Origin of the sequence: Halorientalis regularis (assembly GCF_023698535.1) — an archaeon.
GTDB lineage: Archaea > Halobacteriota > Halobacteria > Halobacteriales > Haloarculaceae > Halorientalis > Halorientalis regularis.
Window position 1 is genome coordinate 225,990 of the sequence record NZ_JALJCL010000004.1, and the last position, 24,116, is coordinate 250,105.

At 67.0% G+C, this 24,116-nt stretch carries 25 protein-coding genes, 1 tRNA gene and 1 pseudogene; 12 read left to right on the forward strand and 15 right to left on the reverse strand.

Annotated features, from left to right (window positions below):
* Positions 1–129 precede the first annotated feature (129 nt).
* The 9 genes from carB to MU521_RS06980 form a co-directional block, all read right to left on the reverse strand.
* A complete protein-coding gene (gene carB / locus MU521_RS06940) occupies positions 130–3,330 on the reverse strand; it encodes a carbamoyl-phosphate synthase large subunit (protein ID WP_092689072.1) in 3,201 nt (1,066 codons plus the stop codon).
* Between the two features lie 121 nt (positions 3,331–3,451).
* Complete coding sequence (locus tag MU521_RS06945; protein ID WP_092689075.1) at positions 3,452–4,300, reverse strand: phosphatase PAP2 family protein; 849 nt, start codon at positions 4,298–4,300, stop codon at positions 3,452–3,454.
* A gap of 4 nt (positions 4,301–4,304) precedes the next feature.
* Complete coding sequence (locus MU521_RS06950; RefSeq protein ID WP_217630108.1) at positions 4,305–6,071, reverse strand: ABC transporter substrate-binding protein; 1,767 nt, start codon at positions 6,069–6,071, stop codon at positions 4,305–4,307.
* 130 nt (positions 6,072–6,201) lie between these two features.
* Positions 6,202–7,464, reverse strand: a complete 1,263-nt coding sequence (locus MU521_RS06955; protein WP_092689080.1) for a hypothetical protein — start codon at positions 7,462–7,464, stop codon at positions 6,202–6,204.
* Positions 7,465–7,562: 98 nt separating this feature from the next.
* A complete protein-coding gene (locus MU521_RS06960; RefSeq protein ID WP_092689083.1) occupies positions 7,563–7,790 on the reverse strand; it encodes a hypothetical protein in 228 nt (75 codons plus the stop codon).
* Between the two features lie 228 nt (positions 7,791–8,018).
* The gene (locus tag MU521_RS06965; protein WP_092689086.1) at positions 8,019–8,552 is read right to left on the reverse strand and encodes a DUF5815 family protein; all 534 of its coding nucleotides are present in this window, start codon (positions 8,550–8,552) and stop codon (positions 8,019–8,021) included.
* A gap of 51 nt (positions 8,553–8,603) precedes the next feature.
* On the reverse strand, positions 8,604–9,443 hold the full coding sequence (locus MU521_RS06970) for a DUF7847 domain-containing protein (RefSeq protein WP_092689089.1): 840 nt from the start codon (positions 9,441–9,443) through the stop codon (positions 8,604–8,606).
* Positions 9,444–9,530: 87 nt separating this feature from the next.
* Positions 9,531–9,944: a DUF7124 domain-containing protein gene (locus tag MU521_RS06975; RefSeq protein WP_092689092.1), complete on the reverse strand. Its 414-nt coding sequence runs from the start codon at positions 9,942–9,944 to the stop codon at positions 9,531–9,533.
* A 222-nt stretch (positions 9,945–10,166) separates the two neighbouring features.
* A complete protein-coding gene (locus MU521_RS06980; RefSeq protein WP_092689095.1) occupies positions 10,167–11,417 on the reverse strand; it encodes an NAD(P)/FAD-dependent oxidoreductase in 1,251 nt (416 codons plus the stop codon).
* A gap of 144 nt (positions 11,418–11,561) precedes the next feature.
* Between MU521_RS06980 and MU521_RS06985 the strand changes: the two genes are divergently transcribed.
* Both MU521_RS06985 and MU521_RS06990 read left to right on the forward strand, forming a co-directional pair.
* The gene (locus MU521_RS06985; protein WP_092689098.1) at positions 11,562–12,158 is read left to right on the forward strand and encodes a DUF6149 family protein; all 597 of its coding nucleotides are present in this window, start codon (positions 11,562–11,564) and stop codon (positions 12,156–12,158) included.
* Between the two features lie 94 nt (positions 12,159–12,252).
* Entirely contained in the window at positions 12,253–13,920 is a 1,668-nt protein-coding gene (locus MU521_RS06990; RefSeq protein ID WP_092689101.1) for a methyl-accepting chemotaxis protein, read from the forward strand.
* Here the strand turns inward: MU521_RS06990 and MU521_RS06995 are convergent.
* The 4 genes from MU521_RS06995 to MU521_RS07010 form a co-directional block, all read right to left on the reverse strand.
* Entirely contained in the window at positions 13,917–14,582 is a 666-nt protein-coding gene (locus MU521_RS06995) for a hypothetical protein (protein WP_092689104.1), read from the reverse strand. The two genes, MU521_RS06990 and MU521_RS06995, sit on opposite strands and share 4 nt — an antisense overlap.
* Positions 14,583–14,624: 42 nt before the next feature.
* Entirely contained in the window at positions 14,625–15,950 is a 1,326-nt protein-coding gene (locus MU521_RS07000) for an NAD(P)/FAD-dependent oxidoreductase (protein WP_092689107.1), read from the reverse strand.
* Between the two features lie 88 nt (positions 15,951–16,038).
* Entirely contained in the window at positions 16,039–16,260 is a 222-nt protein-coding gene (locus tag MU521_RS07005) for an SHOCT domain-containing protein (RefSeq protein WP_092689110.1), read from the reverse strand.
* Positions 16,261–16,266: 6 nt separating this feature from the next.
* On the reverse strand, positions 16,267–16,419 hold the full coding sequence (locus MU521_RS07010) for a hypothetical protein (RefSeq protein ID WP_175452786.1): 153 nt from the start codon (positions 16,417–16,419) through the stop codon (positions 16,267–16,269).
* Between the two features lie 271 nt (positions 16,420–16,690).
* Here MU521_RS07010 and MU521_RS07015 point away from each other — a divergent pair, with 271 nt between their 5' ends.
* Positions 16,691–17,104, forward strand: coding sequence for a hypothetical protein (locus MU521_RS07015; protein ID WP_092689113.1), 414 nt, complete (start codon positions 16,691–16,693; stop codon positions 17,102–17,104).
* Between the two features lie 565 nt (positions 17,105–17,669).
* Here the strand turns inward: MU521_RS07015 and MU521_RS07020 are convergent.
* Both MU521_RS07020 and MU521_RS07025 read right to left on the reverse strand, forming a co-directional pair.
* Positions 17,670–17,740 (reverse strand) — tRNA-Gly (locus MU521_RS07020).
* 100 nt (positions 17,741–17,840) lie between these two features.
* Positions 17,841–18,200 (reverse strand): annotated as a pseudogene (locus tag MU521_RS07025) (sensory rhodopsin transducer).
* Between the two features lie 184 nt (positions 18,201–18,384).
* Between MU521_RS07025 and MU521_RS07030 the strand changes: the two are divergent.
* The 9 genes from MU521_RS07030 to rpmC are packed head-to-tail and all read left to right on the forward strand — an operon-like array spanning position 18,385 to position 24,105.
* Positions 18,385–19,260 carry a putative RNA uridine N3 methyltransferase gene (locus MU521_RS07030; RefSeq protein ID WP_092689116.1) on the forward strand — a complete coding sequence of 292 codons (876 nt, stop codon included), beginning with the start codon at positions 18,385–18,387 and terminating at the stop codon, positions 19,258–19,260.
* A 7-nt stretch (positions 19,261–19,267) separates the two neighbouring features.
* Entirely contained in the window at positions 19,268–20,284 is a 1,017-nt protein-coding gene (locus tag MU521_RS07035; RefSeq protein ID WP_092689119.1) for a 50S ribosomal protein L3, read from the forward strand.
* Positions 20,281–21,024, forward strand: coding sequence for a 50S ribosomal protein L4 (gene rpl4p, locus MU521_RS07040; protein ID WP_092689122.1), 744 nt, complete (start codon positions 20,281–20,283; stop codon positions 21,022–21,024). Before MU521_RS07035 ends, rpl4p begins: the two co-directional genes overlap by 4 nt.
* Complete coding sequence (locus tag MU521_RS07045; RefSeq protein WP_092689125.1) at positions 21,021–21,275, forward strand: 50S ribosomal protein L23; 255 nt, start codon at positions 21,021–21,023, stop codon at positions 21,273–21,275. The genes rpl4p and MU521_RS07045 overlap by 4 nt, the downstream gene beginning before the upstream one ends.
* Before the next feature lie 2 nt (positions 21,276–21,277).
* Positions 21,278–22,009, forward strand: a complete 732-nt coding sequence (locus tag MU521_RS07050; RefSeq protein WP_092689128.1) for a 50S ribosomal protein L2 — start codon at positions 21,278–21,280, stop codon at positions 22,007–22,009.
* A gap of 58 nt (positions 22,010–22,067) precedes the next feature.
* Entirely contained in the window at positions 22,068–22,490 is a 423-nt protein-coding gene (locus MU521_RS07055; protein WP_092689131.1) for a 30S ribosomal protein S19, read from the forward strand.
* Positions 22,491–22,493: 3 nt separating this feature from the next.
* Entirely contained in the window at positions 22,494–22,955 is a 462-nt protein-coding gene (locus MU521_RS07060) for a 50S ribosomal protein L22 (RefSeq protein WP_092689133.1), read from the forward strand.
* Positions 22,955–23,902, forward strand: a complete 948-nt coding sequence (locus tag MU521_RS07065) for a 30S ribosomal protein S3 (RefSeq protein ID WP_092689136.1) — start codon at positions 22,955–22,957, stop codon at positions 23,900–23,902. The genes MU521_RS07060 and MU521_RS07065 overlap by 1 nt, the downstream gene beginning before the upstream one ends.
* The gene (rpmC, locus tag MU521_RS07070; RefSeq protein ID WP_092689139.1) at positions 23,899–24,105 is read left to right on the forward strand and encodes a 50S ribosomal protein L29; all 207 of its coding nucleotides are present in this window, start codon (positions 23,899–23,901) and stop codon (positions 24,103–24,105) included. The genes MU521_RS07065 and rpmC overlap by 4 nt, the downstream gene beginning before the upstream one ends.
* The last annotated feature ends 11 nt before the right edge of the window (positions 24,106–24,116 follow it).

The following is a 24,116-nucleotide window of genomic DNA, read 5'->3' on the forward strand; positions in this document are numbered from 1 at the left end:
CCGCTGCTGCCGCCTCGTCGGCCCGCCGGACGATCCGAGTTTGGGGACGGTGTCGCCGCGGTCTCGCGGCTTGCACTTCACTCGAAACGGCGGGTGAAAACAGTCCCGGCGGGCCCGGGTCGCGACGCCTCAGTAGTCGCCCCAGTCGCGGGTGTCCTTTGGGCGGGTGGCCACGTCCTGCACGTTCAGCGGCTGGTCGGCGGACTCGATGGCTTCCAGCGCCGCCTCGGCGCTCTCGATGGTCGAGAAGTAGGTGATGGTCTCCTCGACACAGACTTCGAGAATCTCGCGGTTGCGCGAGACCACGAGGTCGATCTCGCCGTCGCGCAGGCGCTGTTTGACGTTCTCGAGGTCGGCGTCCTCGAGGTCCTCCACGTCGAAGTGGTCCTCGAAGCCGATGACGGGGAGGTCGACGATGGCGGTGCCTTCGAGTGGGATCGGCTTGCCGACGGACATCTGGGCCTTCTGGTAGGCCTTCCCGAAGGAGCCGGCAGTGCCCATGACCTCACCGGTCGATTTCATCTCCGGACCCAGCCGCGGGTCGCTGCCCGGCAGGCGGTCGAACGGGAGGACGACCTCCTTGACCGAGACCTGGTCGGGGATCTGCTCGTCCACGTCGAGGTCCGCCAGGCTCGCGCCGGCCATGACCTTCGCGGCGAGCTTGGCGATGGGGACGCCCGTCGCCTTCGAGACGAACGGCACTGTCCGAGACGAGCGCGGGTTGGCCTCCAGCACGTACACCGTGCCGTCCTTGACGGCGAGCTGGACGTTGAGCAGGCCCACGGTGTCCAGCGCGGTCGCGATGTCTTCCGTGACCTCGCGGACGCGTTCGAGGACGCCCTCCGAGAGCGAGCGCGGCGGGATCATACACGCCGAGTCGCCGGAGTGGACACCAGCCGTTTCGACGTGTTCCATGATACCGCCGATGAGTACGTCGTCGCCGTCGGCCACGGCGTCCACGTCGAGTTCCACGGCGTCGGCGAGGAAGTCGTCGATGAGGATGGGCTTGTCCGGGGACACCCGAACCGCCTCCTCGATGTAGGTTTCGAGGTCCTCGTCGTTGTACACCACGTCCATCGCGCGGCCGCCCAGCACGTAGCTCGGGCGCACGAGGACGGGGTACCCGATATCGCGGGCGATCTCCAGGGCTTCCTGCTCGGAGGTCGCCGTGCCACCTTCGGCCTGGGCGATGCCCAGTTCGTCCATGAGCTGGTTGAAGCGGTCGCGGTCCTCCGCGAGATCCATCGCCTCGACGGCGGTCCCCATGATCTCACAGTCCAGCCCGCGGCGTTCGATCTCGTCTTCGAGGGGTTCGCCGATGTCGACGGAGGTCTGCCCGCCGAACTGGACCATCACGCCGTCGGCGTTGGTCGTCTCGATCACGTCGGCGACCTCCTCGGCGGTGATGGGCTCGAAGAACAGTCCTTCGGAGGTGTCGTAGTCCGTCGAGACCGTCTCGGGGTTGTTGTTGACGACGTGGGCGTCGATGCCCATCGCCTCCAGCGCCTGGACGGCGTGGACCGAACAGTAGTCGAACTCGACGCCCTGCCCGATCCGGATGGGGCCCCCGCCGACCACGACGACGCTCTCGGCGTCGGTGTCGACTTGGACCTCGTTGCGGCCCAGTCCCGAGAGCGGTTCGCGGGCGGAGTAGTAGTACGGCGTCGAGGCGGCGAACTCCCCGGCGCAGGTGTCGACCTGCTTGAACGCGCGGCCGGGGGTCTCGGCGTCGACCTGCTCGACGGTGACGCTCCCGCCGTCAGCCTCGACCTCTTCGCTGTCGACCTGCTGTGCCTCGTCGCGGTCGGGGAGCCAGGCGGCGTGGGTGTCGTTGAACTCGCCGCCGGCGATGGCGGTGATCTCCTGGTCGGTGAATCCTTCCTCGGCGGCGGCCGCGAAGTCGCCCGCCGCGGCCGCGGTGGCGGCGTCGGCGATGCGCTTGTAGCGTTCGAGGTACCACTCGCGGATCTCGGTGAGGGCGTTGACCTCCGCGACGGAGTAGCCCCGCTCGAAGGCCTCGAAGATGGCGTAGGTCCGGTCGGGGGTCGGCCGTTCGAGATACTCGCTTTCGAGTTCGTCGTCGCTCACGTCCGCCCAGTCGACGGCGGGGTCGTACTCGCTCGAACGCAGGGCCTTCAGCATGGACTCCTCGAAGGTCCGGCCGATGGCCATCGCCTCGCCCGTGGACTTCATGGCCGGCCCCAGCGCGAACTCCACGTTGCGGAACTTGTCTTTGGGCCAGCGCGGCACCTTCGTCACGATGTAGTCGATCGCCGGCTCGAAGGCGGCGGTGGTCTGGCCGGTGATCTCGTTTTCGATCTCGTGGAGGCGCTTGCCCATCGCGACCTTGGCCGTGACGCGAGCGATGGGGTAGCCGGTCGCCTTCGAGGCCAGCGCCGAGGAGCGAGAGACGCGGGGGTTGACCTCGACGACGCGATACTCGCCGCCGGGCGTGCCGTCGTCGTGCCAGGCGAACTGGATGTTACAGCCGCCCTGGATGCCGAGTTCACGGATCACCTTCAGCGCGGTGTCGCGCATCTCCTGGTGGCCCTCGTCGGGGATGACCTGACTGGGGGTGACGACGATGGACTCGCCGGTGTGGATGCCCATCGGGTCGATGTTCTCCATGTTGCAGATGATGATACAGGAGTCGTCGGCGTCCCGCATGACCTCGTACTCCAGCTCGATCCACCCGTCGATAGACTCGGTGATCATCACGCGGTTGTCACGCGAGAGGTTCAGCCCCTTCCGGACGGCGTCTTTGAGCTCGTCCATGTCGCCGATGACGCCCGACCCCTGCCCGCCCAGGGTGTAGGTCGTCCGCATGATGACAGGGAGTCCGCCGACGGCCTCGACGGCGTCTTCGACCTCGTCCATCGAGTCGATGGTCACCGACTCCGGCACCGGTTCGCCGATGGATTCCATGCGCTGGCGGAACTGGTCGCGGTCCTCGGTCGCGTAGATGGTGTCCAGCGGCGTACCCATCACGTCCACGTCGTGTTCCTCCAGCACGCCCTCCTCGGCCAGTTCGGCGGTGACGTTCAGCCCGGTCTGGCCGCCGAGGCCGGCGATGACCCCGTCGGGCTGTTCTTTCCGGATGATCTCGGCGATGGCCTCGGTGTTGATCGGCTCGATGTACACCTTGTCGGCCATCTCCGGATCGGTCATGATCGTCGCCGGGTTCGAGTTGACCAGCACGACCCGCGCCCCTTCCTCCTGGAGCGCACGGCAGGCCTGCGCGCCGGAGTAGTCGAACTCCGCGGCCTGTCCGATCTTGATCGGCCCACTCCCGATCAGCAAGATCGTGCGGTCTTCTGATCCGTCTGTCATTGTCCGTCCTCAGTCCGCTCATCGTAATAAGCCCGGCGATAGATTGCGAGCATCGTAACCGAATTTCGAAATTCGTATTGTCGCCGGTTGACACGGGTCGGTCCTCCGCGTGGCGAATTGGTCAGCGGAGTCGGTCGGCGAATTCGTCGACGCGGTCACGGACGATCCCGTCGTGTCGGTCCCCGAACTCCCGGATCCGGATCGCGGCGGCGACCGAGAACACGGCCAGCAGCAGGCCCGCGACCACGTCGGTGCCCCAGTGGATGCCCAGATACATCGTCGAGACGGCGACGCTTCCAGCCATGAACACGGCGACCGGGAGCCAGTAGGGGTACGCGTCGCGGGTCCGGTAGGCCATCAGGGCGACGGTCACCGACAGCGACGTGTGCAACGAGGGGAAGACGTTCGTGTTGCGGTTGATCTCGCTTGTGAGCAGTTGCGCCCGGGGCCAGTGCGTATAGAGGAGGGGTTCGACCACGTCCGGCATGAAGTTCCGCGGGCCGTACGCGATGAAGGCGAGATAGCAGAGCAGGCCGATCCCGTAGTTGAGAATGAACGCGACGGTCAACTCCCGCATCGGCCGCTGGTCGTCGATGGCCAGGTACGCCACCAGCGGGAAGAGCATCAGGAAGGCGTAGCCGTAGACGTACACGTTCGAGAAGTACGTCGTCAGGGCCGGGGAGGCCACGGTCTGGATCTGTCCGACGAACGCCCCCTCGATGGCGTGGATCGTGCTGGTGATCCGGACGCCGATCAGCTGTGAGAGGTCGGTACTCACGTCGCGGATGAAGCCGTTGATCGCCAGCACGCCGCCCAGTACGGCCACCGCTGGTCCTGCCTCGCGGAGCCGACTCCCGATGTTCGTCCGCATCTCCCGGAGCCGTCGCGGGCCGACGAACACGAGCGACGCGACGACGAGCATCACGCCGACCACGCCCAGCACCCGTGCGGAGAGTTCGAGCAGTGTCACGGTATCACCGCTTCAGAAGTCGGCCGCCCTCGTAGCGGAAGCCTGCCTCCTGCCAGGCCTGTTGCAGCCGCTCCTCGGCCACGTCACCGTCGGACCCGAGGAACGGGAGGACCGGGTGGTCGCCGTTCCACTCGAGGGTCGACGGGAGCCAGTCCGTCCCCGCCAGCGGGCTCGCGGCCGGCTCCGCGTACCCGTCGAACACCGCGTCGGCGAGGTGCTCACGGTCGAGCAATCGGCCCAGGACGCGCCGGAACTGATAGTTGTGCAGCGGCGGTCGTCGCGTGTTGTACCCCAGCACGTAGTAGGAGTTCGAGGGTCGGGTCAACAGATCCAGCGCCGGGGCGTCCACGATCCGGTCGACGGTCTCGGCCCCGATTCCGTTGATCGCGGCGTCGAGCGTCCCGTCGGCCGCCGCCTCGACGAGGATCCCGTCGGACACGTCCGCCTGCACGACCAGCTGCTGGAAGGGCAGCCCGCCGTCCATCCACGCCGGGAACGTCCCGCCGTCGGTCCGGTGGAGGAAGTGCTCGTCGAACCGGCTCAACACGAGTTCCACACTCGAAGGCTGTTCCTCGAATTCCACCGGCCCGCTCCCGACCGCCGGGACGTTTTTCGTCACCAGCGCCTCCGTCACCTGCCCGCCAACGTCGACACCGCCGAGGGTGGCCGGCCGCCGCCGCTGTTGCCAGACGTGCTCGGGCAGGATCGGCACGGTTAGCGCGCGCCGCGCGACGGTCTCCGAGCAGTCCGTGAATGCGAACTCGACGGTCCGGAGGTCGGTGGCCCGCACGCTCTCGATCAGGCTGGCCTGCCCGTGATACCGCGGCACGGGGACGAATCCGTCGGCGTCGGCGGCCGACGTGTCCGCGATGAATCCGTACGTGAACGCCACGTCGTCGGCGGTCAGCGGTTCGCCGTCGTGCCAGCGCTGGTTGGGCCGCAACCGGACCGTCGCCCGGAGGTCCTCGCCCCGGCGCTCGAACTCCCAGCTGTCGGCCAGCCAGGGCTCGATCCGGTCACTGCCGACGGTCCGGCCCAGCGGATCGTACAGCAGGTTCGTCAGGATGGTATTGTCGCGGTAGCGCACCGACAGCGGGTTGAGGTTCTGGATCTCCTGCTGGTAGGTCGTCCCGATCCGGAGTGTGCGCGGACTCGCCGCCGCCTCGGCGGTCGCTTCCAGTGCCAGATACCCCAGCGGCGAGTCCAGATTCGCTCGCTCCCAGCCGGTGAACCGGTCGGTCCGGACCGCCCGGATCGTCTCCGGGAACCCGAGGATACTGAACGGCTGGGTCCGCGCGATGGTCCGCTGGAGGGTCGCGACCACGTCCCGCCGGTCCTGTCCGGTCGCGCGCCGCTGGCGCTGGAGCAGATCGTCGACCTGTGCGTTCGAGTACCCGAAGGGGTTACGCCAGCCCGGTGCCAGGACCCCCGTCGAGTGCAGGAGCGAGTACAGGGTGTCCGGCTCCCGGGGCACGTCGGGCGTCCGGCCGACGAACAGGTCGAACTGGTGGTTGACGAGGATCTGTCGGCGGAGTTCGTCCTCGGCTGTCGGGATGACCTGGGCGTCGACCCCCGCCGCCTGCAGCCACTCCCCGACTGCCCGCGCCAGCCGGAGTCCGTAGGGGTCCGCGTCCGCCGGCAGCGTCTTGATCCGCAGTGTCGTCTGGCCGCCGCCACGCCAGCCCAGGAGGGCCTGGAGCCGGTCGAGACAGCCGGCGCTCGCGCCGGCCGCGCCCGTCGCGGCACCGGCGAGGAGCTTCCGCCTGGTCACGCCCGCTCGGCCCGACGACATCGTGTTGCGGTTACGTTTACCCCTGCCCGCTATATCCCTTATGTATTCGGGAGTCGCGGGTCCGGGTCGCTCGTTCCGTCCCACACCGCGCTTCGAGCTCTGGAGCGGTTCACAGCCCGAACAGTGGGACGGCCAGCGCGACGAGCCAGGCCAGGGCGGCGACCGCGACCAGTGCGGTGCCGATCCGCCGCCGGCGACTCCCGGGACTACCCGCGGCCCGCGCGCTCGCGCCCGTCGCCAGCAACCCCGCCGCGAGCGCGACGCCGACCCGGTGCTGGACGAGTTCGGGTCTCGGGAGGCCGACGCCGACCACCGCGAAATCGGCGGCGAACGCGACGAGCAGTGCCGCCACCGTCACGCCGAACGCCCGGAACGGACCGACCGCTCTCCCCTGTCTGTGCGCCATCGCGGGCACGCCCAGCGCCACGACGGGGTACAGCACCGCCGCGAACAGCTTCGGGTGTATCCAGGGGAGAACCGTTTCGAGCGCCATCCCCGCCAGCCTGACACCGAGATAGAGGCCGCCGACGCCCACGGCCAGGGCTCCTTCGTCGCCGAACCTGTCGTCGCCGGTCCGCACCAGATCGCGCGCTCGTTGGCTGATCGAGTCGATTCCGCGCCCGACGCCGAGCGCGACTGCGGGTAGCGCCAGGGCCAGCAGGTCGACGACCGTGATTCCCCCTGCACCGCGACTGCCGTATCCCGAGAAGTTGCGGCCGCGGACGCGGACGCCCCGCTCGTCCGTGAGATCGTCCTCGACGAGTTCCTGTGACCCCCGCGTCGAGGTGACGGTGTGGCGCAGTCGGAACCAGTCCCACCACTCGGCGTGGACCTGGATCGCCGTCCACGCCCCGGACGGTGCGCCGAACGCCCGGACGTGCTGGCGCGTCCCGAGATACGTGCCCGCGTGGAGCTGGAAGTCCTGCGCGGCCCAGCGCGCTCGCCCGCGTGCGGGGTCGACGTACGTGTATCGCACCGCGCCGTGGGACCCCGCCCACGTCAGATGGACCGCGGGGGCGTCGACCTGCAGGTCTCCCTGTGGCCCGGTTTCGACCTCGGCATCTTCCGTCCCGGGGAGCGGGACCGACGCGTCGCCGGACGGTTGGGCCCCGTTGGCTCGCTCCCAGTCGACGGCCGCTTCGCGGGTCAGCACCTGGCGCGCACGGGTGGTGTCTCCGCGAATCAGGACGTTGATCGCGAGCGTCTTCCCGGCGGTCGACCGGCGGTTGCTCGTGTAGGGCCAGAGTCGGGTCTCGCCGTCGACCGGCTCGATGAAGGCACGCGTCGGCGCGTCGGCGGCCCCGACGGCACCGCTGGCGACGGCCAGACAGGCTACTGCCGCGACGAGTACGACAGCCCAGCCCAGTCGCATACGACCATACCTCCGACAGAACGACCAAAACTGTCCCGGTCGTGACCCCTCCGGTCACGGACCCCGGGACACGGCGGTCGAGCGGACGGCGCGACGCGTCAGGAACCGTCCTGGAAGCGATACCGGTAGGGCTGGTCGCGGATGACCTCGACGTCACCCGTCTCGGCGCGCCGGCCCAGCACTGTCGCGATCTGGTGGGCGCTGTCGAACTCCACGCCGTGCTCGTCCAGCAGGTTCAGAATCTCCCGCGCTGTCAGTGGCTCGTCGGCGTCCGCGTCGTCGAGCACGGTGCGGATGCGTTCGAACTTGCCCTGACGTAAGCGCATACGCATACTGATGCCCTACTATCACATTAAACGGCGTCAGACACCCGTCGGACGCCCGTTCGACGAAAATCCCCCGACAGCACCTACCCGTCTGTGTCAGCCACTGTCATACGAACTGTTCATTTCGATAAAAAGAGTATAGATTCAACGTATGGCGGGGCAAAACCACTTGGTCCGAGCCGGACACGGCGCTCGACGCGGTTGCCGGCGGCCTCCGTCGTCGTCGACTCAGACCGCCCGGTCGTCTTCGGACTCGAATTCGCGCTCGCGCCGATACGTCTCCACGAACTCGCTCACGTCGAACTGGAGCATCTGTTCTTCGAATTCGGCCATGGCGTCGTCGTCGCCGGCGTGACTCATCGCGTGTTCCATGAGTTCGACGAGCAACTCGACGGTTACTTCGTGGAGTTCCCGCGAGTCGAAGTCCGTGATCCAGATGGCGCTGTAGCCCACGTCGCCGTCGTCGGAGCAGTCGGCGCTCGCGACCTGGCCCGGGAACTCCTCGATCACCATCCCCATCAGGTGGGCGGTGGTGAACTCGTCGAACTCGTCTGCGGGTTCGACCGTCGCGCGCAACACGTCCGCCATCGACTCCGGAACGAACCGGCCCAGCGGGTGGACGTCCATCACGACCCCGTGGGCGTCGCCACAGTCACAGTCGAACTCCCGGACGCCCAGATCGAGTTCGCGGGGACTGACGGGTTCGCCACAGGCCAACTCCAGGTCGTTGCCCCCGTCGCCCGGTACGCGCGGTTCTGGCATCGCCGACGGGTAGGATTCGCGCTCGGTTAAACGCCGCGGGTCCGGGTCGGCTCAGTACACGTCGTCTCGGCCGCCGGGTTCTTGCCGGTCGTCGTCGACGCCCGTGGCTCCGCCCCGTTCGGTCCGAAGCTGCTGGTAGGCCCGCGTGGTCACCGCGATGCCGAACACGCCGACCACCGCGCCGACTATTACGTTGGCGAGTGCGTTCACCGCTGGACCGAGGAGTCCGCCGATCAGGCCGATGACGCCGCCGACGACGGCACCGATGACGCCGAGGATGACGAGCAGTCCAAAGAGGTACCAGCGGCTCCCCTTGGCGACGCTCCAGCTCTCGCTCAGCGCGCCGATCGCGTTCTCGTCTTCGAGTGCCACCGCCTGCCTGACGAAGACCAGCGACACGACGAGGAACGTGGCCAGGACGAACCCGCCGACGATGAGGCCGATCAGCCCCACGACGAACCCGACGGTGACGATCACGAACACGAAAATCCCGGCGAGAAAACCGTTCACGGTCGCCAGCGGCAGGCCGTCGGCGAGCCCGTCGGGGAGCCGATCCGGGTCGGACGCGGCGAACAGGCGCACCCCGACGATGCCCAGCGCCTCGCCGACGAACGCCAGCGCGACGAACGCCACGGCCAGCAGTGTGGGCGGGAGCGACACGGCGAAGGGCAACACGCCGACTTCGTTTCGGAACTCGTCGAGACTGCCCGTTTCTGCCATCTGGGGACCGAACTCCTCGACGACGAATTCGACCGCCACATCCAGCAACGACTGTACGACGACCGTGTTCGCGAGACCGAGCGCGAGAAACGCACCGACGAGATACGCACCCGGTTGCGTGAGAACCCGGTCGAGTCCATCGCCGAGGGCTTTCTCTATGTCCAGCGACATAGTGACAGCCTCACAACAGGACGTGATAACAGTGTCGCTCCGTATCGGTCGGCGGGACGGCGTTGCCTGTCCGGGCGGGGATGACGGTCAGGGCCAGTCGTCGCGGCTGTCCTCGACGTCTTGGTCGGGCGTGTCGGGTTCACCGAGCTCCCAGTCGGCGGCCGCGGCAGCGTCCTCGACCGGCAGGAACTCCCAGCCGACGGCCTCGGCGAGGGCCTCGTCCTCGTCGTCGGTGCCGACGAAGACGTGGCGGCCGGTCTCGAACTGCCCTTTTACGTTGCCGAGGCTCTCCTCACGGCCCCGCGGCCCCGAGAAGAAGTCCTGGCGGATCCGGTGTTTGCGCGTGAAGTTGGTCACGACGTAGGTCGGCTTCTCGGAGACGACACCGACGTACTCGCTCCACTGGCGCGCGTCGTTGAACACCGAATCTGGGTGTGCCAGCTCCTTGAGTGCGCTCAGGTCGAAGGCAAGGGTCATGTCGCTGCTCCCGCCACCGTTCATATCTCCCGGTGGGCCCGCGCCGGAGAAAACGCCTTCGATACGCGGGTTCGTGGCGGTGGTCAGCCAAGAGCGAGTCGTCGATACAGCGTCACGCCGACGGCGACGGCGGCGACGACCGCGCCGACGAGCTAGAGGGACTTCGATTCGGAGGCGTGTCCCGGCATACACGGCAGGTTACGCTGTGGAGGGAAAAACTGGTCCGGAATCGCCGGGCCGGCGACCCTACTCGCTCTCGGCGGTCGCGGGCGCGTCCAGGTTCTCCAGATCTACGTCCTGTTCGAGCAGGACCTCCTTCTGGTCCGCGACCACACGCTCCTCGCGGATCAGCTGTTTGTACTTCGACTGCGGGGCCAGGTCGCCGATGAGGACGCCGCCAACGATTTTGCCGTCCTTGAACGCCAGTCGCCGCCACTCCGTATCGGAGTACTTCCGTTCGGCGTGGTCGTCGCCGAGCGTCGGGTGACCAAAGGAGAGGAAGGGGAAATCGAAGTGCGTGATCGAGTACGAGGAGACCCAGCGGAATTCCTCTGCCTCGCTGTCGGCGACCATGTTCTCGCCGGCGACCGCGCCCTGTTCCTTGGCCGAGCCCCAGGCCCCGTTCTGGGCGTACTCGCCGAGGATCGTGTCGTAAAAGCGGGTGATGTCACCCGCCGCGTACACGTCTTCGACGTTGGTCCGCATGTACTCGTCGACGACGATGCCGTCGTCGAGTTCGATGTCGGTGTCCCGGAGGAACTCCGTATTGAAGTTCAGGCCGATAGCCACCCCGACGAACTCGCCCTCGTACTCCTCGCCGTTGGGGTCGACCGCGCCGGTGACGACGCCGTCGTCGTCGGTGGTGAAGTGATCCACACCGGAGTCGAAGACGGGGGTGACGCCGTTGTCTTCGAGCGCGTCGTGGATGATTTCGGCACCCTCCAGCGAGAGCGCGTAGCGCCACCAGCGGTTGCCCCGCATCAGATAGTGGGCCTCGATGTCCTGTGCGCCACAGATGGCCGCCAGGTCGATCCCGAGCAGGCCCGCGCCGACGACGATCCCGGTGTCGGACTCGTCGGCGTGTTCGCGGATGGCCCGGGCGTCCTGGAAGGTCCAGAAGTGGTGGATCCCCTCGGCGTCGGAGTTGTCGACGGGGAGTTGGGTCGGCGTCCCACCGGTCGCCAGCAGGAGTTTGTCGTACTCGATCTCGCCGCTCTCGTGGGTGGTGACGACCTTCTCGTCGGTGTCGACACCGGTGACCACCGTGTTGAGTTCGAGGTCGATGTCCCGCTCGGCGTACCAGTCTTCCTCGTGGATCGAGATCGGGGCCTCGGGGAGCTTACCCTTGGCGAACTCCTTGATGAGAATCCGGTTGTACAGCGCCTCACCCTCCTCGGTGACGACCGTGATGTCGGCATCGGGGTCCTGTTCCCGGATTGTCTCCGCCGCGGAACTCCCCGCGATACCGTCTCCGATGATCACGTGCGACGCGCTCATAACTCGTGGTTTGCATACCGGGCCTAATGTGCATTGCTATCCGGGAGAGTATCGCGGTGAGTCGGTCACGTCACCGGGGCGACGCCACGCGCCGACGGAAACCCGGGACGTTTTAGGAGATCCCGTCCTTACGAATGGGTCGAGATGAAGATCCGTCAGAACGTCCGCCACTGGGCCGCGAAGAAGGCACTGACAGCTCCCGTCATCGGCCAGCGCGTCAACGACAAGTTGGTCGACCTCCACACCGGCGTGTTCCTGGACAAGGCCGACGAGGGCCACGCCGAGGCCCGACGTGCACACCTCGACGACTTCTTCGACGCGACGATGGACACGTACGTCGCCGCACTGGATTCGGACTTCACCGAGGCCGAGGCCCGGGAGATCACCCACGTGCAGGCCAACTTCGACTTCTACAATCACGGCTGGACGGAGATGATGGAGTTCCCCAGCGACGAACTCGAGGACCACTACGACCGCTACGCGGACTTTTTCGAGCGCTGGGGCATCACCATCGACGACCCGCTCGGGGAGTTCCGCCCCACCGACGGTATCGCCGACGCGCCCTCGACCCCCGAGAAACTCGACGACCCCGAGCACCCACACGCCGAAGGTGGCTTCGCGGACGACGTGTACGTCGAGACTGACGACGGCGAGGTCGTCGTCGGCGGCCAGAACGAACCCGAGGAGGTGGACCCGGCCGAGGCTCCCGGGCTCGACTCCGACGAGGCCGGCGCGGACTGACGCGGTGGCGCCCGACCAGCGCGCCCCGGGTTCCGTTCTCAGTGGTGAGAACTGACAGGGTACATTCTTGATCGTCCTTTGCAGATGTGTTGCCATGAGCGCCGAATCCGTCGACCGAGACTCACATGGTGACGACACGGTCGAGATTTCGCCGTCGTTCTCACCAGAGGAGTGGTGGTGGTACTTCAGCGGGACCGCCTCACGGCAATTCAAGCGACTCTTCCCGGACGTGATTCAGCGGACGTTGAACAGAGAACTGTGGATCTACTCGACGATTGCCATCGCCGTCCCCGTTTCCGCGGCGATCTACGACGGGAGCTGGCTCACTGTCGGTGCGATCTTCGGGGCGACCTTCCTGTTCGGTGGGATGATCTACGGCGAGTCCTACGTAATCATCAAGACGCTTCAGGAAGCCGTCGAGACGGTGGGCCGGGGCCAGTACCGGTTCCGTATCCCCGAACAGCGGGCCGACGAACTCGGTGACGTGTACCGCGGCTTCGAGCAGACGGCGGCCACCCTCGACGAACGGATCGAGGAAGCAGAGGAAGCCAAAGAACAGGCCCAGCGCGAGCAGGAACGCGCCGAGGAGGCCCGCGCCGAGGCCGAGGCCGCCAAACAGGAGGCCGAAGCCGTCGCCGACCAACTCCGCACCCGCGCCCAGGAGTACAGCCGGGTGATGGACGAAGTAGCCGACGGCGACCTGACCCGCCGGCTCGACACAGACACCGACAACGAGGCGATGGCCGACATCGCCGCGGCGTTCAACGAGATGCTCGACTCCCTGTCCGGGACCGTCGCGGAGGCCAGCGAGTTCGCAGACACCGTCGCGAGCGTCAGCGAGGACGCCGCCGCTAGCGGCCAGGAGATCCGCCGGGCCAGCGACGAGGTGAGCGGCTCGATGGAGGAGATCGCCAGCGGCGCCGAGGACCAGCGCGAGCAGGTGGCGGAGGCATCGGAGCGGATGAACGACCTCTCAGCGACCATCGAAGAGATCGCCTCCTCCGCGACCGAGGTAGCCGACACCGCCGCGGACGCGGCCGACACCGGCGAGGAGGCCCGTGATGCCTCCGAGCGGGCGGGCGAGGAGATCGCCTCCATTCGGGAGAACGCCGCTTCGGCTGCCACGGAGGTCGAGACGCTCGATCAGCGTATCGAGCAGATCGACGAGATCGTCGATCTGATCGACGGGATCGCCGAGCAGACCAACACGCTGGCGCTGAACGCCTCCATCGAGGCCGCACGCGCCGGTGAAGCGGGGGAAGGGTTCGCCGTCGTCGCCGACGAAGTGAAAGACCTCGCCGAGGAGACACAGGAGGCGACCGACGAAGTCGAGTCGGTGATCGCGGAGATGCGCGAGCAGGCCGCCGCCGCGACCGATGAAATGGACGACATGGAAGACAGCGTCGAGAGCGGGGCCGACACCATCGAGGACGCCATGGGGAAACTCGAATCCGTCGTCGCGACTATCGAGGACGTCAACGCCGGCGTCCAGGAGATCGACGACGCGACCGACCGCCAGGCCTCGACGACCCAGGAAGTCGTCGCCATGATCGACTCCGTGGCCGCGATCAGCGACGAGACCGCAGACGAGGCCCAGTCGGTCTCGGCCTCGGCGGAGGAACAGACCGCCGCGACCCGCGAGGTGACCGAGACGATCCAGCAACTCTCGACGGAGGCCGATCAGCTCTCGACCCTGCTCGACGAGATGCAGGTCTCCACGGGCGGTTCGGGTGCCACCATCGCCGCCACCCTGGAGGACTAACGCTCGACCGAAAACAGCGCCACGCACTCCACCCACGTCGATCCATCCGTCTTCCCGCTCCCGCCCAGCGATCCCGTAATCGCGAACGCGTAGACGCCCGATTCGAGGTCTTCGACCAGTGTCAGGTGATCGTCCCGAGCCGGTGACGGATGGGTCTCGACGCTCAGCCGCCAGGTGTACGTCCCGCCGTCCTCGACGGTCCGCCACGGCTCGACGTACTCCTCGGGCGCGACGTGTTCCCAGCCGTCGCCCGTCCGTCGCTTGATCGCCCAGGCGTAGGGGTTCAGCCCGAACGGCTCGTCCGACTCGTTGCACAGCGTGAACGTGATCGTCTCCACCGTGTTGTCGCCGGTCGTGGGCGCGAACACCTCGCTGTCGGGTTCGACCCAGACCTCGGCCGCATCGTCCTGGATCGCGTGGTAACAGACCGTCCGGTCGACGCTGTCGCTGAAGCCGGGGCAGTCCGTCCCGTCGAACCGCCCTGAGAGAACCGTGGGCGTCCGTCTCTCGTCGGTCGCCGTTCCGGGTGGCGTCCCCGTTCGATCGGTGCGCCCTGGCCCGTCCGTGTCGGTCGGCGTCGATCCGTCCCCGGATCGGTCGAGACAGCCCGCGGTCGCCACCGTCGCCGTGCCGAGTGCCGTCAGTACCGTGCGTCGTTTCATACGTGATCGATGACCGCCACCGATGACATGTCTTCTGGAGAGTCAAACGCCGGTTTCACTCTCCCCAATCAGCACGTCGGCAGCGGCGAACCCGGCCTCGATACCGCCGTTGAGACTACGCTCGGGGTACTGGGCGCGGCTGGCCATCCCGGCGTACGTGACGCCCTCGGCGACCGGTTCCGAGAGGTCGGCGGGTACTACCATGTCCAGATACCCCCGTTCGTAGACGGGTGCAGTCCGGGGGTTGCGTGCCGTCTCGACCCAGTTCACGCTGTCGGGGTCGAACTGGGGGAACAGGTCGGCGATGCCGTCCTGCCACAGTCGTTCGACCGCGCCGTCGTCCAGGCCCCAGAGGTCGTCGTCGAGGTCCTGCACGTAGCTGGCCGTGTAGTAGAGGTGTTCGCCGCCGTAGCGCTCGGCCGGGACGAAGTTGGTGTGTTCGATGAACACGCCGAATGGAGCGTCGTCGGCGAGGTTCAGCCAGTACGTGTCGGTCAGTGACTCCTCCATGCTCCAGACAGAACAGACCGTCCCCTGGAAGTCGATCTCACAGGGGTAGCCCGTCAGCGCCTCCAGCACGTCGGGCATCGCGGCGACGACGACGCCGTCCACGTCGTGTGTTCCGGTCCCCTCGTCAGTCGTGACCGACAGCGACTCGACGCGCCCCTCGCCGGTCCCGAGGTCGGTCACCCGTGCGCCGGTGGTGACGTTCTCGCGCCCCACGGCGTCGACCAGTGCGTCGAGGAAGGGCGCGAACCCGCCGTCCGGATAGCCCAGGATCTCGCCCCGGAGGAGGTCGCGCTCGCCGCGGAACTTCACGCGGCCCAGGAGCCAGGCGGCGCTGACGTCTTCCTTGCGCGAGCCGAACTTGGCGTCGAGCAGCGGGTCCCAGAAGTTCTCGTAGACGCTCCGGGTGGTGTGGTCCAGCAGGAACTGCTTGATGGGTACGTCCTCGAAGGCTTCGAGGTCGTCGTAGGTGTCGAAGGTGGGGACGCCGCCGCGCACGTCCACCTCCATCGTGAGCATCGCCAGCCGGAACTTGTCGTACAGCGAGAGGTGCGGGTAGGCCAGGATCTCCCAGGCCGTGTCCAGCGGGTGGACGACGCCGTCGACGTAGTAGGCGTTCTTCCCGACGCGCCACTCGATCCGGTCGCCCAGGCCCAACTCCTCGGCGACCTCGACGATGGTCTCCTCGGATTTCGAGAGGTGGTGGTAGAACTTCTCGATGGAGTCGCCGGCGGTCTCGTAGACGGCTGCGAGTCCGCCCACGTCGTCGCTCGCCTCGAACACCTGTACCTCGTGGCCGGCCTGCTGGAGCCGGTGGGCCGCGGCCAGTCCCGCGACCCCGCCGCCGACGACGCCGATCATGTCACCCGCTTCGCCCGGCGGGCACATGTGCGTTGCCTTCGCCGGTCACTCCCCGCCGGTGAGCTGCGACCGTGGGCCTTCGGCCCACTCACGGGTCGCTTCGCTCCCCGCTCGCACAACCCGAGGTCTCCCGCAGGTCGCCCTCGCGCCGCTCGAACCCCTCCTCGCCGATCCTGCCCGCGGCGTAGCGCTGGCGCAGGGTCGCGAGCCCCCCGTCGCCCTCGTTCCCGCCGCTACCACCGTCCCGCGTCGTCAGCGCGTACAGTACGACGGCGGGCACGGCCACCACGGCGAGCAGGCCGCCGAGCATCCAGAGTCAGCCCAGGCCGGCCCACATCCCGCCGTCGTGGTGGTGCATCCAGTCGTCGCCGCTGTGGCCCGCCGCGAGTCCACCGGCCGCCACGAGCAGCGCCAGCGCGACACCGACCGCCAGTGTGACGCTCGTGAGTCGCGTCGCCGTTCGGCTCATACCCGAACGTACGCGACCGGTCTTTACTGCGATTCCGGTTGCGTTTCAAAAGCAGCCGGTCGCCGAAATTTTCGGAACGAGAGTCGGCTCGTGCCCGTCGGTCGGAGTGAACCCCCGTCGCCGCGGTCGGATTCCGGCCGGACCGACAGCGCCGACCCACCTGGGGCCGCCACCGTCGGAGTGGTTCGGATTCGACCTCGGTGACCTGTCAGAGTCGTTAGACAGATTTCCTGACACAGCGGCTATACGCCCACGCGGTGTAACTGGAAGCATGGACGAACTGGAGCTCGGCCAGGCCACGATCACCTACGACGATCACGACGGAGAGACAGTGACGAAAACCGTCGACAACGAAGAAATCGTCTACGCGCGCGACCACTGGATGGTCAAGACGGGGACCGACGAGGACGGTAACGACCTGATGCACCAGATTCCGCGCGAGCGCGTCCACCACGTCGCCCGGAGCGCCGAGGAGTTCGAAGACCAGATCGACACGGTCCGCCACCGCGTCGAATCCATCGCCAGCGACCTCCGGGAGCGCATCCCGGTCGACATCGGTGATGGCGGGCGGGGCAGTCGCGGAGACGCTCACGGCGAGGGACCTCCCTCCGACAGCACGACCGTCCAGATCGACCCCGAACCCGACGAGCCCGAGCACGAAGCAGGGTCCGAATCCGAGCAGTAGCCCTCTGTCGACGACGAGCGCGAGCCCGCTTCCTCTCGCGGCGATGTGAGCGACACGCAAAGCGGTCGCTCACGGATTTGTTCGCCGCAGGAATGCGCTGGCCGAGATTTGAACACGCCGAGACGTTCCGGGCATGCGGCGCGTCGCGCCGTTCCGAGGCTGCGACTCGTCTGCTCAAATCTCTGAGCGATTTCGTCTCGCACGGAAGTGAGCGACACGCAAATCAGTCGCTCACGAACCTGCGCTCGACAGAAATGCGCTGGCCGAGATTTGAACACGCCGAGACGTTCCGGGCATGCGGCGCGTCGCGCCGTTCCGAGGCTGCGACTCGTCTGCTCAAATCTCTGAGCGATTTCGTCTCGCACGGAAGTGAGCGACACGCAAATCAGTCGCTCACGAACCTGCGCTCGACAGAAATGCGCTGGCCGAGATTTGAACTACGCGAAGACGGTCTCTCCCTGCGGCCGAGCGTGCGTCTTCTCTCGTTCAAATTCGGTGCGACGTTGCGACTCACGGACGACTCGCGACACTACGCGTCGCTCGTCGGTGTTGTTCGTCGCAAAAGTGCGCTGGCCGAGATTTGAACTCGGGTTAGGACCGTGGCAGGGTCCTGTGATACCACTACACCACCAGCGCGCTACTTCGCTACATCACACAGTATCCATGCTGGAAGGTATAAGGCTTCCGAATCGGTCCGAAATCGCCGGGCGGCGTGCCAATTGCTCCCGTGCCCACGCTATGACTCGCCCGGGTACGCCATCGTCGACAGTAGCGCGTTCTCGGCCTGCCGGGAGTCGAGTGTGCTGGCAGACCACGGGCCGGTCGGACTCGACGACGCTGGCGAAGGCCACGCCCCGCGGACCCTCGGGGTCGTCGAACTCGTTGAACTGGACGTGTCTGGTTCGTTCGGCGGGCACGGTCACCTCGTAGGGGCCCACGGGGTCGCGGTCCTGGAAGTGGACCGTCACCGCGACGTGAGCGGCGGCCTCGGTCGCGTTCAGCAGGCAGACGGTCTCGTGGCTCTCCATCTCCGGCGGACCGTGGCTGGTCTCGGGGATGTCCCCTCCGGGATCGACCACTGAGTGCGTCCGATCACGGGATAGCGGTTCCACGTCCGACATCATAAGTGGTCGCGCGTGTGGCGCGTTGCTCGGCCCGAACCTGCTGGAACGCTGACCCGTGTGAACGCGACTCAACGCGCACGCGAAGCGGGGTCTTTTTAACCTGGCAGTAGAGTAGATTCGGCACAGTCTAGTGGCGTGGCGTGGAAGCGTCACGGCATGACAGTCAGCGTACTCGTGCCGTCATCGCTGACCCGGGAAGCCGAGGACAAACGCGAGGCAACTCGCAAACTCGGTTACGTCGCCCGCGCGGCGGCGGTGTTCCGGGTCGATCGCCTGGTCGTGTTCCCCGATTCCGGGGCCGAAGGCCGGTGGGGTGACGGGTTCGTCGAAACCGTGCTGCGGTACGCCGCGACGCCGCCATACCTCCGAAAGGAGGCGTGGGGTAAGCGGGACGAGCTGGAGTACGCGGGCGTCCTGCCGCCGCTCCGCGTCGCCTCACGGACCGGCTCCGGATCGGACGATTCGGGGTCGTTAAGACAGGGAATCGTGACCGAGGTCGGATCTGACGGGCGCGTTCGGGTCAATTGCGGACTGCAACACCCGATCTCCCTCCCTGAACCTGACGAAGGTCTCACGGAGGGGGAGCGCGTTTCCATCAGGGTCTCTTCGCGACGGCCGGTCCGCGCCAAGTTCGTCGACGAGTCCCCGCCGGGATTCGTCGTCGAGGCGTCGGACCTCTCGACGGAGCTCTCGCGTGACGACGCCGGCGTTCGCATTGCCACATCACGGCACGGCGAACAGCTGAGTGTCGACCGTCTCGGCGACATCGTCGCCGACACGGCGCCGCGAGGGACGACGGTCGCGTTCGGAGCGCCCGAGCGCGGCCTGCCGGAGATACTCGGTGTCGCCCCACCGGGCGGCGACGAGGGCGGTGCAGAGACCGAGCGAGAACGGACGGATCTACCCGCGGACGAACCGGATGGGTCCCGGTTCGACCTCTGGTTGAACGCGGTTCCGAACCAAGGCAGCGAGGTCGTGCGAACCGAAGAAGCGATGTTCGCCGTGCTCGCCTGCCTCTCACTCACGGAGTGACCAACGAATGCCACAATCAAGCAGACCACGCAAAGGCTCGCTGGGCTTTGGCCCGCGCAAGCGGTCGGGCAGCGAAGTGCCGCGCTTCAACACCTGGCCCGACGACGAGGGACAGCCGGGCCTCCAGGGCTTCGCCGGATACAAGGCCGGCATGACACACGTCGTGCTGATCAACGACGAGCCCGATTCCCCGCGCGAGGGGATGGAGGAGACGGTGCCCGTTACCGTCGTCGAGACGCCGCCGATGCGCGCCGTCGCCGTGCGAGCCTACGAAGACACGCCCTACGGCAAGCGACCGCTCACGGAGGTCTGGACCGACGAGTTCCACCCGGAACTCGACCGGACGCTGGACCTGCCCGACGAGCACGACGCCGAGGGCGCGCGCGAAGAAGTACAGACCGCGCTGGACAACGGTAATCTCGCGGACGTGCGTGTCATCACGCACTCGGTCCCCGACGCCGTTCCCAGCGTCCCCAAGAAAAAGCCCGACGTGATGGAGACTCGCGTCGGCGGTGGCTCGCTCGACGACCGCCTCGAGTTCGCGCTCGACCTCGTCGACGACGGCGGCGAACACGCCATGAACGACGTGTTCCGCGCCGGTGAGTACATGGACGTCTCCGGCGTCACGAAAGGCAAGGGGACGCAGGGTCCCGTCAAGCGCTGGGGCGTTCAGAAGCGGAAGGGCAAGCACAAGCGCCAGGGCTGGCGACGCCGGATCGGTAACCTCGGCCCGTGGAACCCCTCGCGTGTGCGCTCGACCGTCCCTCAGCAGGGGCAGATGGGCTACCACCAGCGGACCGAACTGAACAAGCGGCTCATCGACGTGGGCGAGGGCGACGAACCCTCCGTCGACGGCGGCTTCGTCAACTACGGCGAGGTCGACGGGCCGTACGCGCTGGTGAAGGGCTCGCTGCCGGGACCGGACAAGCGCCTCCTGCGCTTCCGCCCGGCGGTCCGACCGAACGACCAGCCGCGCCTCGACCCCGAGGTGCGCTACGTGTCTCAGGAGAGTAACCAAGGATGAACGCGACAGTACACACCCTGGACGGCGACGAAGACGGGGAGGTCGACCTCCCCGAGGTCTTCGAGACGCAGCTTCGACCGGACCTGATCCGGTCGGCGGTGCTGGCCGCTCAGGCAAACCGAAAACAGGACTACGGCAGCGACGAGTACGCCGGCCTGCGAACGCCGGCCGAGTCTTTCGGCTCCGGCCGCGGTATGGCCCACGTCCCCCGCGAGGGTGGCAAGGCACGTCGCGTGCCCCAGGCCGTCGGTGGCCGCCGGGCGCACCCGCCGAAGTCCGAGAAGGATCGCACGCAAGACATCAACGACAAAGAGCGCAAGCTCGCCGTCCGGTCGGCTCTCGCGGCCACGACCGACGAGGAGACCGTGCGCGAGCGCGGCCACGAGTTCGACGACGGCGTCGACCTGCCGCTGGTCGTTGCCGACGACTTCGAGGACCTCCAGAAGACTCAGGCGGTCGTCGACGTGCTGGAGGCACTCGGTCTCGAAGCCGACATCGAGCGCGCCGACGAGACGAAGATCAAGGCCGGTCAGGGGAAGACCCGTGGCCGGAAGTACCGTCGGCCGTCCTCGATCCTCTTCGTCACCAGCGAGGAGCCCTCGCGTGCCGCTCGCAACCTCGCGGGCGCGGACGTGGCGACCGGTCGGGAGGTCAACGCGGAAGACCTCGCGCCAGGCGGCCAGCCCGGTCGGCTCACCGTCTGGACCGAGAGCGCGCTGGAGGAGGTGGCCGAGCGATGAGTTCGGTCCTCCAGTACCCCCACGTCACGGAGAAGGCGATGAACAAGATGGACTTCGAGAACAAGCTCCAGTTCATCGTCGACACCGGTGCGGGGAAAGACGAGATCGCCGCGGCCATCGAACAGCAGTTCGACGTGTCGATCGTCGACGTGAACACGATGGTCACGATGAAAGGCGAAAAGAAGGCGACGGTGACGCTCTCCGAGGAGGACGACGCCGAAGAGATCGCCTCCCGGATCGGGGTGTTCTGATCATGGGACGACGAATTCAGGGACAACGACGCGGTCGCGGTGGTCCGACGTTCCAGGCCCCGTCGCACCGCTACAAGGCGGACCTGTCGCACCGGAAGCTCGAAGACAAAGACACCGTCTCGGGTACGGTCGTCGACATCGAACACGACCCGGCCCGCAGCGCACCCGTCGCGGCCGTCGAGTTCGAGGACGGCGACCAGCGGCTCGTGCTCGCGCCGGAGGGGATCGGCCTGGGCGATCAGATTCAGGTCGGTATCTCCGCGGCCATCGAACCGGGCAACACCATGCCCCTGGCCGAGATCCCGGAAGGGGTCCCGGTCTGTAACGTCGAGGCCAACCCCGGCGACGGTGGGAAGTTCGCCCGCGCGTCGGGCGTCTCCGCCAACCTGATGACCCACGACCGCTCGGTCGCGGTCGTGAAGCTCCCCTCGGGGGAGATCAAGCGGCTCGATCCGGACTGCCGGGCGACCATCGGGGTCGTCGCCGGTGGCGGTCGGACCGAGAAGCCCCACGTCAAAGCCGGTAACAAGTACCACAAGATGAAGGCGCGAGGGACGAAGTGGCCGAACGTCCGCGGTGTGGCGATGAACGCCGTCGACCACCCGTTCGGTGGTGGCGGTCGCCAGCACCCCGGCAAGCCCAAGTCCATCTCGCGGAACGCACCGCCGGGCCGGAAGGTCGGGGACATCAGTTCCCGGAAGACCGGACGTGGCGGCAAGGGTGGTAACGAATGAGTTCTGTCGCACGCACGGCGCGCGACAACCTCATCGTTCTCACCGGTGGTGAGAACCAATGAGTTCCGAGTACCAGATCGGCCACGAGGGAGAGTTCTCCTACCGTGGTCACACGCTCGACGAGTTGCAGGACATGGACATCGACGAGGTCGCGGAACTGCTCCCCGCACGCCAGCGGCGAAGTATCGAGCGCGGCCTGTCCTACGAGAAAGAACAGCTGCTCGAGGAGGCCCGCGAGGCCGGCGAGGAGGAGACAGCCAACGACCCCATCCGGACGCATCTGCGCGACATGCCGATCCTGCCGGAGATGATCGGGCTGACCTTCGCCGTCCACAACGGCCAGAGCTTCGAACGCGTCGAGGTCGAGCCCGAGATGCTGGGCCACTACCTCGGCGAGTTCCAGCTCACCCGGAAATCCGTCGAGCACGGACAGGCCGGGATCGGGGCGACCCGGTCTTCCAAGTTCGTGCCACTCAAGTAACACATGGGAATCAGCTACTCAATCGACCCGGACCCGGACACGACGGCGAAAGCGATGCTTCGGGAACGGCAGATGAGCCACAAGCACAGCAAGGCCATCGCCCGAGAGATCAAGGGGATGACCGCTGGCGAGGCGACGGAGTACCTCGAAGCGGTCGTGAACGAAGAGCAGTCGGTGCCCTTCAGGTCCCACAACTCGGGCGTCGGTCACCGCAACGACATCGACGGCTGGGACGCCGGTCGGTTCCCGGAGAAGGCCAGCGAGGCCTTCCTCGACCTGATCGAGAACGCGGTCGGCAACGCCGACCACCAGGGATTCGACGGTGAGAACATGGAGATCATCCACGTCGCCGCCCACAAGGTCGGCGAGACCCGCGGCCGCAAGCCCCGTGCGATGGGGCGGGCCACGGAGTGGAACTCCCCGGAAGTCGACGTCGAACTAATCCTCGAGGAGGGTGATGCCTGATGGCTGACGAACACCAGTTCATCGAGGACGGCCTCCAGCGGACCCAGATCGACGAGTTCTTTGCCGACGAACTGGGCCGTGCGGGCTACGGCGGCATGGACGTCGCCAAGACGCCGATGGGGACCCAGATCGTCCTCAAGGCCGAAAAGCCCGGCATGGTCATCGGCAAAGGCGGGAAGAACATCCGGAAGGTCACGACCGAACTCGAAGATCGGTTCGACCTCGAAGACCCCCAGATCGACGTGCAGGAGGTCGAGGAGCCGGACCTGAACGCCCGGATCGTCGCCGACCGCCTGGCCAACGCCCTCGAACGCGGCTGGTACTTCCGGAAGGCCGGTCACACAACCATCGACCGGATCATGGAAGCCGGCGCACTCGGGGCCGAGATCGTCCTCTCGGGCAAAGTCACGGGCGCACGCTCACGCGTGGAGAAATTCAACCGTGGCTACATCAAGCACAACGGCGAGCCCGCGGAGGAGATCGTCGACCACGGACAGGGGACGGCGGTCATGAAGCTCGGTACTATCGGCGTGGACGTGAAGATCATCCCGCCCAACGCCCAGCTCCCCGACGACTTCCGCATCTACGAGGACGCGGACGTCGAGGAGTACGTCGAAGACGTCGAGGGCGAGAGCGTCGAGGAACTGCTGGAAGGCGAGCCGGAAGGCGAACCCGAAGCCGGCGACGAGGAGCCCGCGACGGGCGCGCCGCCGGAGGGTGACGAGGCCGAACCGGCAGACGAGGAAGTCGTCGAGGAGACCATCGACGAGGAAGTCGTCGACGAAGCCGACGACGAGGTCGAGGTTCCCGACGAGGAACCCGAAGACGTCGATATCGACGAACTCGACGACGCTATCGAGTCCGAGGTCGACGACGAGACCGAGGCCGAAGCGGAAGAGCTGATGGACGAGATGGAAGACGAAGATGCCGAGGAGGATGAACAATGACGATTCTCCACCCGGACGAGATCCGCGACATGACGCCTGCCGAACGGGAGGCCGAACTCGAGGATCTGGAGACGGAGCTGCTGAACACCCAGGCCGTCCAGGCCGCGGGTGGTCGCCCGGAGAACCCGGGCGAGATCAAAGAGATCCGGAGAGCGATTGCCCGACTCAAGACGATCCGTCGTGAGGAGGGTGATCTCGAATGAGATCACCGTAC